At 71.3% G+C, this 12872-nt stretch carries 10 protein-coding genes; 9 read left to right on the forward strand and 1 reads right to left on the reverse strand.

Going from position 1 to position 12872, the window contains the following annotated elements:
- Positions 1 to 32: 32 nt before the first annotated feature.
- From QTI20_RS19565 to QTI20_RS19590, 6 genes are all read left to right on the forward strand, one after another.
- Positions 33 to 203 carry a rubredoxin gene (locus tag QTI20_RS19565; protein WP_183023681.1) on the forward strand — a complete coding sequence of 57 codons (171 nt, stop codon included), beginning with the start codon at positions 33 to 35 and terminating at the stop codon, positions 201 to 203.
- A 77-nt stretch (positions 204 to 280) separates the two neighbouring features.
- Positions 281 to 682 (forward strand): response regulator, encoded by a 402-nt coding sequence (locus QTI20_RS19570; RefSeq protein ID WP_219213743.1) that lies wholly within the window; start codon positions 281 to 283, stop codon positions 680 to 682.
- The gene (locus QTI20_RS19575; protein ID WP_286553269.1) at positions 682 to 1047 is read left to right on the forward strand and encodes a response regulator; all 366 of its coding nucleotides are present in this window, start codon (positions 682 to 684) and stop codon (positions 1045 to 1047) included. The genes QTI20_RS19570 and QTI20_RS19575 overlap by 1 nt, the downstream gene beginning before the upstream one ends.
- A 16-nt stretch (positions 1048 to 1063) precedes the next feature.
- Complete coding sequence (locus QTI20_RS19580) at positions 1064 to 1603, forward strand: chemotaxis protein CheW (protein WP_286553270.1); 540 nt, start codon at positions 1064 to 1066, stop codon at positions 1601 to 1603.
- 106 nt (positions 1604 to 1709) lie between these two features.
- The gene (locus QTI20_RS19585; RefSeq protein ID WP_503011429.1) at positions 1710 to 3956 is read left to right on the forward strand and encodes a methyl-accepting chemotaxis protein; all 2247 of its coding nucleotides are present in this window, start codon (positions 1710 to 1712) and stop codon (positions 3954 to 3956) included.
- A 37-nt stretch (positions 3957 to 3993) separates the two neighbouring features.
- Positions 3994 to 9840, forward strand: coding sequence for a hybrid sensor histidine kinase/response regulator (locus QTI20_RS19590; protein WP_286553272.1), 5847 nt, complete (start codon positions 3994 to 3996; stop codon positions 9838 to 9840).
- On the opposite strand, the gene QTI20_RS19595 is transcribed toward QTI20_RS19590, so the two are convergent.
- Positions 9841 to 11337, reverse strand: coding sequence for a cryptochrome/photolyase family protein (locus QTI20_RS19595; RefSeq protein ID WP_286553274.1), 1497 nt, complete (start codon positions 11335 to 11337; stop codon positions 9841 to 9843).
- Here QTI20_RS19595 and QTI20_RS19600 point away from each other — a divergent pair, their 5' ends adjacent.
- From QTI20_RS19600 to pyrR, 3 genes are read left to right on the forward strand one after another with little or no spacing between them, the layout of a single operon-like run.
- Entirely contained in the window at positions 11338 to 11937 is a 600-nt protein-coding gene (locus QTI20_RS19600; protein WP_286553276.1) for a YqgE/AlgH family protein, read from the forward strand.
- Positions 11934 to 12380, forward strand: coding sequence for a Holliday junction resolvase RuvX (gene ruvX / locus QTI20_RS19605; RefSeq protein WP_286553278.1), 447 nt, complete (start codon positions 11934 to 11936; stop codon positions 12378 to 12380). The genes QTI20_RS19600 and ruvX overlap by 4 nt, the downstream gene beginning before the upstream one ends.
- Positions 12377 to 12871 (forward strand): bifunctional pyr operon transcriptional regulator/uracil phosphoribosyltransferase PyrR, encoded by a 495-nt coding sequence (gene pyrR, locus QTI20_RS19610; protein ID WP_286553279.1) that lies wholly within the window; start codon positions 12377 to 12379, stop codon positions 12869 to 12871. Before ruvX ends, pyrR begins: the two co-directional genes overlap by 4 nt.
- Position 12872: the final 1 nt, after the last annotated feature.

Genomic DNA, 12872 nt, shown 5'->3' on the forward strand with positions numbered 1-12872 from the left:
TTGCATTCTATGTACAGGGACTTTAAGCTGCGATGAACACGAAAACCTGGATGTGCCTGATTTGCGGGTGGATCTACGACGAAGCGGCGGGTGTGCCGGAAGACGGTATTGCCGCCAACACGGCCTGGGCCGATGTCCCGATGAACTGGACATGCCCCGAGTGTGGCGCACGCAAGGAAGACTTCGAAATGGTTGAGATCTGAAGCATGGCATAGGGTGAGGTCCCTGGTGCGGCAGAGGCACGGTAGTCGAGGCAGTCTCATACGAGGAGCGTGTGCCAATGAGCACGAATGGGTCCGGTTACAAGGTGCTCGTCATCGACGACAGCAACACCATTCGGCGCAGTGCCGAGATCTTCCTCAAGCAGGGCGGCCATGAAGTCCTGCTGGCCGAGGACGGCTTCGATGCCTTGTCCAAGGTCAACGACCACAAGCCGCACCTGATCTTCTGCGACATCCTGATGCCGCGCCTCGACGGCTACCAGACCTGCGCCATCATCAAGCGCAATGCCGATTTCTCCAACGTGCCGGTCGTGATGCTGTCCTCCAAGGACGGCGTGTTCGACAAGGCGCGCGGCCGCATGGTCGGCTCCCAGGACTATCTCACCAAGCCTTTCACCAAGGACCAGCTGCTGCAGGCCGTGCAGCAGTTCGGCACCGCACAGAAGAAAGAGGCGCTCTGATGCCCATCCACAAAGTGCTCGTGGTCGACGACTCCAAGACCGAGCTGCTCTTCCTGAGCGACCTGCTGCAGAAGAACGGCTTCTCGGTCAAGACCGCGGAGAACGCCGACGACGCGATGCGCCGCATCGAGGAAGAGCGGCCCGACCTGATCCTGATGGACGTGGTCATGCCCGGCCAGAACGGCTTCCAGCTGACCCGCGCGATCGCGCGCAATCCGCAGTACGCCAACGTGCCCATCATCCTGTGCACGAGCAAGAACCAGGAAACCGATCGCGTCTGGGGCATGCGCCAGGGCGCGCGCGACTACATCGTGAAGCCGGTCAACGCCACCGAGCTGATGGCGAAGATCAGCGCGCTGGCCTGAGTCTGCCGATCCGCCCATGGCCAATCGCGACGCCCTGCGTGCCTTTCAGTCCCGGCTGGCGGCGCGCCTCCAGGCCGCGCGCACCTCGGACGTGTCGGCCTCGTGGCTGGCGGTCGAGGCCGGCGAGGCGCGCTACCTGTTCCCGCTCGGCCACGCCGGCGAGATCTTTCCCTGGACCCCGCCGCAGGCGGTGCCCTACACCGCGCCCTGGTTCCTGGGCGTGGCGAACCTGCGCGGCGGCCTCTACGGCGTGGTGCAGCTGTCGAGCTTCCTGACCGGCCAGCCGCCCGATGCGCCGGTGCCCGCCGGCGAAGGCGCGCGGGCGCAGTCGCGCCTGGTGGCGCTCAACGAGCTGCTGGAAGTCAATTGCGCGCTGCTGGTCGACCGGCTGGTGGGCCTGCGCGGCGTGGAGGCCTTCACCGATTCGCAGCCGCCGGCCGCCGACGCCCCCGCCTGGTTCGGCCACACCTACCAGGACGCCGACGGCGAATCCTGGCAGGAACTCAGCCTGCAGGCGTTGTCGCAGCAATCCCATTTCCTGAGCATCGGCGCCTGAATGGCTGGCCGGGCTTTGACATCCAAGTGAAGGACCGACCGTGAGCTCGATCGCCGACAAGCTGAAGAAGTACCTGCCCGACGCGGAGGACAGCGCGAACGAGCGCATGCATGGCGCCGGCTCGACGCTGGCGCTGGACAACATCGAAACCCTGCAGCCGCTGGCGGACGAGCCGTCGTTGCCGCGCACCCCGGTGGCGTCACCGCCGCACGCGTCCTTCCCGGCGGCCGAGCCGGCCTTCGCGGCCGCGGCGAGCGCGCCGGCCGCGGCCGACAGCGGTGGCGGGGCGGCCCAGGCCGTGGCGGCGGCGCTGCGCGTGCATCCCGCGCGCCAGCTGCGCATCTTCGCGATCGCGCTGGCGGTGGTGATCCTGCTGCTGCTGCTGGTGGCCGGCTCCGCGATCCTGCGCGCCGACCGCCTGGCGCAGCAGGTGGCCTCGACCGGCCAGGCGCTGATGCAGTCGCAGCGGCTGGCCAAGTCGGTGTCGCAGGCGCTGGTGGGCAACGGCGCCGCCTTCACCGAAGTGCGCGAGAGCTCGGACGACCTGACGCGCCGCGTGCAGGGCCTGGCGAGCGGCGACGAGTCCCTCAAGCTGGAGCGCGTGGGCGGGCAGTACGACGCCGAACTCGCCAGGATCACGCCGCTGGTCGAGCGTGCCGACAAGAGCGCCAAGGCCGTGCTGGCCCAGCAGAAGATCCTGACGCAGGTGGGCGCGGCGCTGCGCGACATCAACCGGCAGTCCTCCGACCTGCTGGAAATGGCCGAGACGCTGACCGCGCTGAAGACGCAGCAGGGCGCCTCCATTCCCGAGATTTCCGCGTCCGGCCAGCTGGTGATGCTCACGCAGCGCATCGGCAAGTCGGCCAACGAATTCCTGACCGTCGAAGGCGTGAGCCCCGACGCCGTGTTCCTGCTGGGCAAGGACCTGAACACCTTCCAGGAACTCGCGCGCGGCCTGCTCGACGGCAATGCACAGCAGCGCCTGCCGGGCGCGCGCGATGCGCAGAGCCGCCAGCAACTCGAACTGATCCTCAAGACCTACGAACAGACCCGCACGCAGGCCGGCGCCATCCTGGGCAACCTGCAGGGCCTGGTGTCGGCGCGCGAAGGCCTGGCCACCATCCTGGCCGACAGCGAGCCGCTGCGCCTGGCCCTGGGCGACCTGCAGTCCAAGCTGTCCGACCGCACCGGCCTGGGCGCCGGCACGCTGGCCATGCTGGTCGTGCTCTCGCTGGCGGCGCTGGCGCTGGCCGGCGGCATGGGCTTCGTGCAGGTGCGCGAAGGCCGCGAGCGCGCGGTCGCGGCCGAGAAGGACCGGCTCGAGGCCGAGCGCCTGAGCGAAGAGGCCAGCCGCGTGAACAGCGCCAACCAGGCCGCGATCCTGCGGCTCATGAACGAACTGCAGACGGTGGCCGAAGGCGACCTGACGCAGGAAGCCACGGTGACCGAGGACATCACCGGCGCCATCGCCGACTCGGTGAACTACACGGTGGAGGAACTGCGCCTGCTGGTGGGCAACGTGCAGAACACCGCCTCGCGCGTGGCCCACACCACCTCGCTGGTGGAAAGCACCTCGACCGAGCTGCTGGCGGCCTCGACCGAACAGCTGCGCGAGATCCGCGAGACCGGCCAGTCGGTGCTGACCATGGCCGAGCGCATCAACGGCGTGTCGTCCCAGGCGCAGGAATCGGCCACGGTGGCGCGCCAGTCGCTCAAGGCGGCCTCGTCGGGCCTGCAGGCGGTGCAGAACGCGATCGGCGGCATGAACTCGATCCGCGACCAGATCCAGGAAACCTCCAAGCGCATCAAGCGGCTGGGCGAGTCCTCGCAGGAGATCGGCGAAATCACCGAACTGATCTCGGACATCACCGAACAGACCAACGTGCTGGCGCTCAACGCCGCCATCCAGGCCGCGTCCGCGGGCGAGGCCGGCCGCGGCTTCTCGGTGGTGGCGGAAGAAGTGCAGCGCCTGGCCGAACGCTCGGCCGACGCCACGCGCCAGATCGCGGCGCTGGTGAAGGCGATCCAGACCGACACCCAGGATGCGGTGGGCGCCATGGAGCGCTCCACGCAGGGCGTGGTCGAGGGCGCGAAGCTGTCCGACAACGCCGGCACCGCGCTGTCCGAGATCGACCGCGTGTCGCGCCGGCTGGCCGACCTGATCGAGCAGATCTCGCAGTCCGCCTCGCGCGAGGCCGATTCGGCCAACGTGGTGGCGGCCAACATCCAGCACATCTTCGCGGTGACCGAGCAGACCGGCGACGGCACGCGCACCACGGCCCAGCAGGTGCGCGAGCTCTCGCAGATGGCCGAGGAGCTGCGCCAGTCGGTGGCTCGCTTCAAGATCGTCTGAACCGCGGGCGCCGAACGTGTCGACCCCTTCGTCCGCCATGGCCGAGTCCACCGCCTCCGCACCCGACAGCCATGACCTGGGGCCGCTGGCCTGGGTGATCGGCGAAGTCCAGAAGACCCTCGAGGGCACGGGCAAGTCCCTGCGCCGCTTCGCGCGCGACGTGGCGTCGACGTCCGACGCCGGGCCGCTGCGCCAGGCGCGCCAGCATCTGCACCAGGCCGTGGGGGCGCTCACCATGGTGGGCCACAAGACGCCGGCGCTGGTGGTGGGCGCGATGGAGTTCGCGGTGCAGCGCTTCGTCGACGAACCCGCGCGCTGCACCGAGGCCGAGGTGCACAAGATCGACCGCGCGAGCTTCGCGGTGATCGACTACCTGCAGGCCCTGCTGGGCGGCAAGGCCGTGTCCGCGGTCGGCCTGTTCCCGCAGTACCGCGACGTGCTGCAGATGGCCAGCAGCGACCGCGTGCACCCGGCCGACCTCTGGCCCCATCCCTGGCGCTGGGTCGAGATCCGCCCGTCGCCGACCCAGGTGGCGCTGGTCTACGACCCGGCAGTGCGTTCCAAGCTCGACCGCGAGGTGCTCAAGATCGTCCAGGACGGCGACGCGGAGGCGGCGCGCCGCCTGCACGCGCTGTGCCTCGGCCTGGCCCGCGGCGCCTCGGCGCCGCGCGTGGTCAGCTTCTGGATGCTGGCCGCCGGCTTCTTCGAGGCGCTGAGCCTGTCGCTGCTGCCGGTCGACCTCTACGTGAAGCGCGCCGCCTCGCGCGTGCTGCTGCAGTACGCCACGCTGGCCCGGGGCGGCGATGCCGCCACGTCGGAGCGGCTGGCGCAGGATCTTCTTTTCTTCTGCGCGCAGGCCGCGCCGGCCCGCGGCGCGGAGGTGCTCACGCTGCGCCGGGTGCGGCGCGCCTGGGGCGTCCAGGACGAGGCGCCGGTCGACTACGCGGTCGAGCAGTTCGGCCGCTTCGACCCGCAGGCGCTGGCCCAGGCCCGCAAGCGCATCGAGGCCGCCAAGGAGATGTGGTCGGCGCTGTCCGGCGGCGACCTGTCGCGCGTCCGCCAGGCGGTCGATGCGTTCACGCAGCTGGGCGAATCGCTGCAGAAGCTGCATCCGGCCAGCCTGCCGATGGCGCAGGCGCTCGACCAAGCGGTCGAGGCCACCTTGCGGTCGGGCGAGCCGCCCGGCACCGAGCTCGGCATGGAGGTCGCGACCTCGGTGCTGTACCTGGAAGCCGCCTTCGAGGACCTCGATCCGCAGGACCGCCAGCTCACGGCGCGCACCGTCCAGCTCGCCGGCCGCATCGACCGGGTGCGCGAAGGCGGCCGGGCCGAGCCGCTCGAGCCCTGGATGGAGGAGCTCTATCGCCGCGTGAGCGACCGCCAGTCGATGGGCACGGTGGTCGACGAGCTGCGCGCCAACCTCAGCGAGCTCGAGAAATCGCTCGACCAGTTCTTCCGCCGGCCGCAGGACCTGTCGCTGCTGCGCACCGTGCCCACCCAGCTGCTGCAGATGCGCGGCGTGTTCTCGGTGCTGGGGCTCGACCAGGCCGCACAGACCGTGCAGCGCATGCGCGAGAACGTCGACCACCTGACGGCGGCCGCGTCGCCGGCCGACGAGACGAGCGACTTCGATTCGCTGGGCAACAACCTGGGCGCGCTGGGCTTCCTGATCGACATGCTGGCCTACCAGCCGGCGCTGGCCAAGCGCCTGTTCGTGTTCGACGCCGAGGCCGGCGAACTCAAGCCGCTGATGGGCCGCACCGCCGAGGCCGGCGCCGCGGCCGCGCCCTCCGAGGCCCTGGCCGCTGCGCCCGACGCCGAGCTCGCGCTCAGCGTGGAGGAGGTCGATGCCCAGATCGCCGCCAAGCTCGCCGCGCTGGCCACGCCGCACCGCAAGCCGGTCTCGCCGATCGAGGAATTCAGCCGCGCGGCCGACAGCTGGACCGCCAAGATCGTCGGCCCGATGTCCCTGCCCGACACCGAGGTGACGGAGCTCGAGGAAGACGACCTGCGCAACATCTTCCTGGACGAGGCGCGCGAGGTGCTGGTCAACGGCCAGGCGGCGCTCGAGACGCTCGGGCAGGATGCCACCGACATGGGCGCGCTCACGGTGCTGCGCCGCGCCTTCCACACGCTCAAGGGCAGCTCGCGCATGGTCGGCCTGACCGACTTCGGCGACGCCGCCTGGTCCTTCGAGCAGGTCGTCAACCTCTGGCTGGCCGACCAGCGTCCCGCCACGCCCGAACTGCGCGAGGCCACCGGTCGCGCGCTCAAGGATTTCGCCGCCTGGGTCGAGGCCATCGCGGCCGGCCGGCCGCACGACGCGCAGGACGACGACTTCGGCCGCCTGGCCGAGGCCCTGTGCAGCGGCGCACCGCTGCCGCCCACGCGCCTGAGCGACCCCGACCTGCTGGCGATCGCCGCGCGTCACATCGCGGCCGAGCCGCCGGCGCCGGCGCATGTCGAGCCGGAGCCGGAGCCCGCGGCGCCCGAACTCGACGGGCAGCACGCGCTGGAAACCTCCTCGCGCCTGGCCGAGACCGAACGCGCGAGCACGCGCCGCGACAGCGAGATGGACGACGATTTCGCGTCCACCGACTTCCTGGACTTCGACCTGCGCACGCTGGACCCTTCGCCCGAACCGGCCCCCGCGGCCACGCCCGCGCCGCATCTGCCGCAGGGCGAGGACATCGATTTCTTCGAGACCGCCCATGCGTCGATCGAGGCCGGTTGGCTGCAGCCCGCGGCGCCCCCGGCGCAGGAAGCCGCCGCCCCGGCGCCGGCGCCCGCGCTCGTCGAGGCCCCCGAGACGCCCGCGCCCGATGCCCAGGAGGCGCAGGACGACCTCGCGGTGCTCGCGAGCCTGCTGTCGCGGCCCAGCGGGATGCCCTGGGACCCGGCGGTGCCGGCGGAGGCGCCGGCCGAGCCCGCACCCACGGAAGCGGTGCCGGAGCCGGTGTCGCCCGTGGCCACCGTCGAGCCGGAACCGGAACCGGAACCGCCCACGGCGCCCCCGCCGCCCGCGCCTCCGCGCCTGACCCTGGTCGGCACCGGCACCCCGCCGCCGAGCGCGGACGACCCGATCAAGGCGATCGGCCCGCTGCGCATCGGCATCGCGCTCTACAACGTCTACCTCAACGAAGCCGACGAGTGGTCGCGCCAGCTGGCCATCGACGTCGGCGAGTGGGCGCTCGAATCGCACCTGCGCATCGGCGATTCGACCATCGCGCTGGCGCATTCGCTGGCCGGCAGCTCGGCCACGGTCGGCTTCCAGGGCCTGTCGGGCATGGCGCGCCTGTTCGAGTCCGCGCTGCAGCATCTGCAGCGCCAGGGCCGTGGCACGCCCGAGCAGGGCCAGGTGCTGGTGGCCGCCGCCGAAGAGGTGCGGCGCCTGCTGCACCAGTTCGCCGCCGGCTTCCTGCGCGAACCGGTCGAGGCCACGCTGCAGGCCCTGCGCGAGGTCGCGGCCTCGCAGCTGCCCGTCGAGGCGCAGGACAGCGGCAACGCGCCGCTCGAACGGGCGCCGGTGCAGGTCGACGTGTCGCTCGACGATTCGGACGATGGCGTCGACCTGGCCGATGTCATCGACCGCGAGCTGTTCCCCATCTTCGAGGACGAGGCGGTCGACCTGCTGCCGACGCTGGGCGGCGCCCTGCGCGACTGGCTGCGCCAGCCCGACAGCGACGCGCCGCGCGCCGCCGTGCTGCGCGCGCTGCACACCCTCAAGGGCAGTGCCCGGCTGGCCGGTGCGATGCGCCTGGGCGAACGCGCCCACCGCATGGAGTCGGAGATCGAGTACCTGGGCGCGCAGGGCGCGGACCGGGCCTCGGTCGAGGCGCTGCTGGTGCGCTTCGATGCGCTGCAGTCCGCCTTCGACCAGCTGCGCAGCGGCCAGTCCGTGGAGCCGGCGCCGGAAGTGCCGGTGGCCGAGCCGGTCGCGGTACCGGCGGCGCCGATCGTGCCGGAGCGCCCGGCCGTGCCGGCCGGCCGCGTGGCCAAGCCGCTGCCGTCGCGGCTCACGCCCCTGCGCGGCAGCAGTTCGCAGCAGGCGGTGCGCATCCGCACCCAACTGCTCGACCGGCTGGTGGCCCAGGCCGGCGAGGTGATCATCACGCGCTCGCGGCTCGAGGTCGAACTGCAGCAGCTGCGCGGGTCGCTGGGCGACCTGACCGGCAACCTCGACCGCCTGCGCCAGCAGCTGCGCGACATCGAGGTGCAGGCCGAGAGCCAGATGCAGTCGCGCCTGGCCCAGGCCAAGGATTCGCAGCAGGGCTTCGACCCGCTGGAGTTCGACCGCTTCACGCGGGTGCAGGAACTCACCCGCATGATGGCCGAGTCGGTCAACGACGTGGCCACCGTGCAGCGCACGCTGCAGAAGACGGTGCAGGCCACCGAGGACGACCTGTCGGCCCAGGCGCGCCAGACGCGCGAGCTGCAGCGCGGCCTGCTGCGCACGCGCATGGTGGAGTTCGAGGGCATCTCCGACCGCCTCTACCGCGTGGTGCGCCAGGCCTCCAAGGACACCGGCAAGCCGGTGCGCCTGGACATCGTCGGCGGCTCGATCGAGATGGACCGCGGCGTGCTGGAGCGCATGACGCCGGCCTTCGAACACCTGCTGCGCAACAGCGTGGCCCACGGCATCGAGGACGCCGCCTGGCGCGAGCGCGCCGGCAAGGACGCGACCGGCCTGATCACCATCGCGCTGCAGCACGAAGGCAACGACGTGTCGGTGAGCTTCGGCGACGACGGCGCGGGCCTGGACCTGGCGCGCATCGAGCAGCGCGCGCGGGCGCTGGGCCTGGTCGACGGCCCCGCGGCGCTCACGCCCGAGGCCGCGGCCGAACTCATCTTCCGGCCCGGTTTCTCGACCGCCGCACAGGTGTCCGAACTGGCCGGCCGCGGCATCGGCATGGACGTGGTGCGGGCCGAGGTGGCGGCGCTGGGCGGCCGCATCGAGACGCTCAGCACGCCGGGCCAGGGCACGCGCTTCAAGCTGGTGCTGCCGCTGACCACCGCGGTGACGCACGTGGTGATGCTGCGCACCGGCAGCACCTCGATCGGGGTGCCCTCCAACCTGGTCGAGCTGGTGCAGCGCGTGGGCCTGGCCGAGCTCGACACGGCCTACGCCGCGCAGCACTACCCCTTCGCCGACGAGGCCGTGCCCTTCTACTGGGGCGGTGCGCTGCTCCAGTCCTCGGCGCGCAGCGAGGCCTCGAGCAGCAAGACCCATTCGGTGATCGTGGTGCGCAGCGCGGCCCAGCGGGTGGCGCTGCACGTGGACGAGGTGCTGGGCAACCAGGAAGTGGTGGTCAAGAACCTCGGCCCGCAGCTCTCGAACCTGCCCGGCATGGCCGGCATCTCGGTGCTGGCCTCGGGCGCGGTGGTGCTGATCTACAACCCGGTGGCGCTCGCGGCGGTGCACGGCGAACGGGCGCGCGCGCTGCAGCACACCGGTGCGCGCGGTGGTGCCACGCCCGTGGTCGAGCCCGCGCTGCCCGAGGCGCCGCTGGTGCTGGTGGTCGACGACTCGATCACCGTGCGGCGCGTCACGCAGCGCATGCTGCAGCGCGAGGGCTACCGCGTGGCGCTGGCGGCCGATGGGCTGCAGGCGCTCGAGCGGCTGCAGGTGGAGCGGCCCGCGGTGGTGCTGTCGGACATCGAGATGCCGCGCATGGACGGCTTCGACCTGGCGCGCAACATCCGCGTCGACCCCGCGCTGGCCGACCTGCCGATCATCATGATCACCTCGCGCATCGCCGAGAAGCACCGCGAGCATGCGGTGCAGCTGGGCGTGAACCACTACCTGGGCAAGCCCTACTCGGAAGAGGAACTGATCCGGCTGGTGCGCAGCTACGCGCAGGTCGAGCCGCCGCCGGCGGCCTGATCAGGCCGCGGCCTTGGCCTTGGGGCCGCGCACCACGCCGTAGCGCTGCAGCGTGCGCTCGCGCGCCTCGGCGTGGTCGACCACCGGCTGCGGGTAGTGCTCGCCCAGCGTCAGGCCGGCGGCGGCCAGCTCGACCGGCGAGGCGGTCCAGGGCGCGTGGATCACCTTGTTCGACAGGCCGGCGAGCTGCGGCAGGTAGCGCCGGATGAACTTGCCCTCGGGATCGAAGCGCTCGCTCTGCGTGACCGGGTTGAAGATGCGGAAGTAGGGCTGCGCGTCGCAGCCGCTCGAGCTGGCCCACTGCCAGCCGCCGTTGTTCGACGACAGCTCGAAGTCGTTGAGGTGCTGGGCGAAGTAGGCCTCGCCGCGGCGCCAGTCCAGCCCCAGGTCCTTGCACAGGAAGCTCGCGACCACCATGCGCAGCCGGTTGTGCATGTAGCCGCTCTGGTTGATCTGCGCCATGGCCGCGTCGATCAGCGGGTAGCCGGTGCGGCCCTCGCACCAGGCCGCGAACAGGCCGTCGGCATGCTTGCCGTGGTGCCAGATGATCCGGTCGTACTCGGGCCGGAAGCTCTTGCCCTCGGCCACCTGCGGGTGGTGCACCAGCACCTGGAAATAGAAATCGCGCCAGATCAGCTCGCTGAGCCAGGTGGCCGCGCCCGCGTTGCCCTGCAGCGCGAGCTGGTGCGCCACGCCCGCCAGGCCGCGGATCGACACCGTGCCGAAGCGCAGGTGCACGCCCAGGTAGCTGGGGCCGCGCACCGCCGGGTAGTTGCGGGCCTCGTCGTAGCGGTCGATGCGGTCGAAGAAATCCTCGAACAGCGCGGCGCCGCCCTGGGCGCCCGTGGGGATCTCGAGCGAGGACAGGTTGGTCGCCTCGAAGCCGATGTCGGCCAGGGTGGGCACCGGCGCGTCGTGGCGCGCGGGCGGCGGGATCAGCGCGTCGGCGTGGCCGCGCACCGGGTAGGCCTTGAGGTAGAAGCTGTCGACCTTGGCCAGCCAGGCCCGCTTGTAGGGCGTGAACACGGTGTAGGGCTGGCCGGTCTTGGTCAGCAGCTCGTCGCGCTCGAACACCGCCTGATCCTTGGCCGTCACGAAGGTGATGCCGGCATTGGCCAGCGCGCCGAAGACCCGCGCGTCGCGCGCCATCGCGGCCGGCTCGTAGTCGCGGTTGGCGAACACGGCCTGCACGTCCAGCGAGTGCGCCAGCTCGGGAATCTCCTCCTCGGCCACCGCATGGCGCACCATCAGGCCGCCACCCAGGGTGCGCAGCTCGGCATCGAGCGCGGCCAGCGACTCGCGGATGAACTCGACCCGGCGGTCGGACCGCGGCAGCGGCTCGAGCAGAGGCTGGTCGAGGACGAACACGCACAGCACCTCGCGGCAGGTGCGCAGCGCCTGCCAGAGGGCGGCGTTGTCGTCCACGCGCAGGTCCCGGCGGAACCACACGAGACCCTTGGGATAGATTTTGTCGACGGCCAGTAAAATCGGAGGCATATGTCTTCCGATTCTGCCCCGATGAACCTCACGCATCATTTCCTGATCGCGATGCCGGGGCTGGAGGACCAGGTCTTCAACCGCAGCGTCGTCTACCTGTGCGAGCACAGCGCGCGCGGCGCGCTGGGCCTGGTGATCAACAAGCCCAGCGACATCAACCTCAAGGTGCTGTTCGAGAAGATCGAGCTGCACCTGTCGCGCCCCGAGCTGGGCGAGGCGCCGGTGTTCCAGGGCGGCCCGGTCCAGACCGAGCGCGGCTTCGTGCTGCACGAGCCGGTCTTCGCCGATGCCGACAAGCCTGAGGAATCGGTCTACGCCTCGACCATGAGCATCCCCGGCGGGCTGGAAATGACCACGTCGAAGGACGTGCTGGAGGCGTTGGCCACCGGCGCCGGCCCGCGCAGGGTGCTGGTGTCGCTGGGCTACTCGGCCTGGGGCGAGGGCCAGCTCGAGAGCGAACTGGCCGAGAACAGCTGGCTCACCGTGGGCGCCGACCCGGCCGTGATCTTCGACACGCCGATCGCCGAGCGCTACGACCGCGCCCTGATGCTGCTGGGACTCGAGGCCTGGACCTTGTCGCCCGATGCGGGGCACGCATGAACGCTGAGGCCGCACCGGCGCCCGCCGCCGGCCTGTCGGCTTCGGCACCGGTCCCCGCGCATTTCCAGAGCTTCCTCGCCTTCGACTACGGCCAGAAGCGCACCGGCGTCGCGACCGGCAACCGGCTGCTGCGCAGCGCCTCGCCGCAGGCCACGATCAAGGCCGAGGGCGACGCGCGCTTCGTGCAGGTGGCGGCCCGGATCAAGGAGTGGCAGCCCGATGCGCTGGTGATCGGCGTGCCTTTCCACCCCGACGGCGCGGCCCACGACAACACGCGCGCGGCGCAGAAGTTCGCGCGCCAGCTGCGCGGCCGCTTCAAGCTGCCGGTCTACGAGGTCGACGAGCGCTACAGCACGACCGAGGCCCTGTCCTCGGGCGCGCGCGATGCCGACGCCGCGTCGGCCTGCATCATCCTCGAGCAGTTCCTGAGGAATCTTCCTTGACCTCCATCCCCGAAGCCGAGGCGCTCTATGGCGACCTGCTGCGCGGCGTCCAGGCGCTGCGGCGGCCCGACACCCGGCTGGTCGGCATCACCTCGGGCGGTGCCTGGCTGGTCGAGCGGCTGCAGCAGGACCTGGGCCTGGCCGGCGCGCCCGGCGTGATCTCCTCGGCCATGCACCGCGACGATTTCGCGCGCCGCGGCCTGTCGGCCAGCGCGCAGACCGCGCTGCCCTTCGAAGTGAACGGCGCCGACGTGCTGCTGCTCGACGACGTGCTCTACACCGGCCGCACCATCCGCGCGGTGCTCAACGAACTGTTCGACTTCGGCCGCCCGGCCTGCGTGCGGCTGGCGGTGCTGGTCGACCGCGGCGGGCGCGAACTGCCGGTGGCGGCGGACTTCGCGGCCGCGCGGCTCACGCTGGCCCCCGCGCAGTCGCTGGCGCTGGCCCGCAGCGAGGCGGGCAGCTTCAGCTTCGACCTCAAGGAATCCTGAA

Source organism: Variovorax sp. J2P1-31 (assembly GCF_030317215.1).
Classification (GTDB): Bacteria; Pseudomonadota; Gammaproteobacteria; order Burkholderiales; family Burkholderiaceae_C; genus Variovorax.

Excerpts from the sequence above, each read along its gene's own strand:
- QTI20_RS19565 (WP_183023681.1), top strand. The coding sequence starts at position 33 with ATGAACACGAAAACCTGGATGTGCCTGATTTGCGGGTGGATCTACGAC.
- QTI20_RS19570 (WP_219213743.1), top strand. The coding sequence starts at position 281 with ATGAGCACGAATGGGTCCGGTTACAAGGTGCTCGTCATCGACGACAGC.
- QTI20_RS19575 (WP_286553269.1), top strand. The coding sequence starts at position 682 with ATGCCCATCCACAAAGTGCTCGTGGTCGACGACTCCAAGACCGAGCTG.
- QTI20_RS19580 (WP_286553270.1), top strand. The coding sequence starts at position 1,064 with ATGGCCAATCGCGACGCCCTGCGTGCCTTTCAGTCCCGGCTGGCGGCG.
- QTI20_RS19585 (WP_503011429.1), top strand. The coding sequence starts at position 1,710 with ATGCATGGCGCCGGCTCGACGCTGGCGCTGGACAACATCGAAACCCTG.
- QTI20_RS19590 (WP_286553272.1), top strand. The coding sequence starts at position 3,994 with ATGGCCGAGTCCACCGCCTCCGCACCCGACAGCCATGACCTGGGGCCG.
- QTI20_RS19595 (WP_286553274.1), bottom strand. The coding sequence starts at position 11,337 with ATGCCTCCGATTTTACTGGCCGTCGACAAAATCTATCCCAAGGGTCTC.
- QTI20_RS19600 (WP_286553276.1), top strand. The coding sequence starts at position 11,338 with ATGTCTTCCGATTCTGCCCCGATGAACCTCACGCATCATTTCCTGATC.
- ruvX (WP_286553278.1), top strand. The coding sequence starts at position 11,934 with ATGAACGCTGAGGCCGCACCGGCGCCCGCCGCCGGCCTGTCGGCTTCG.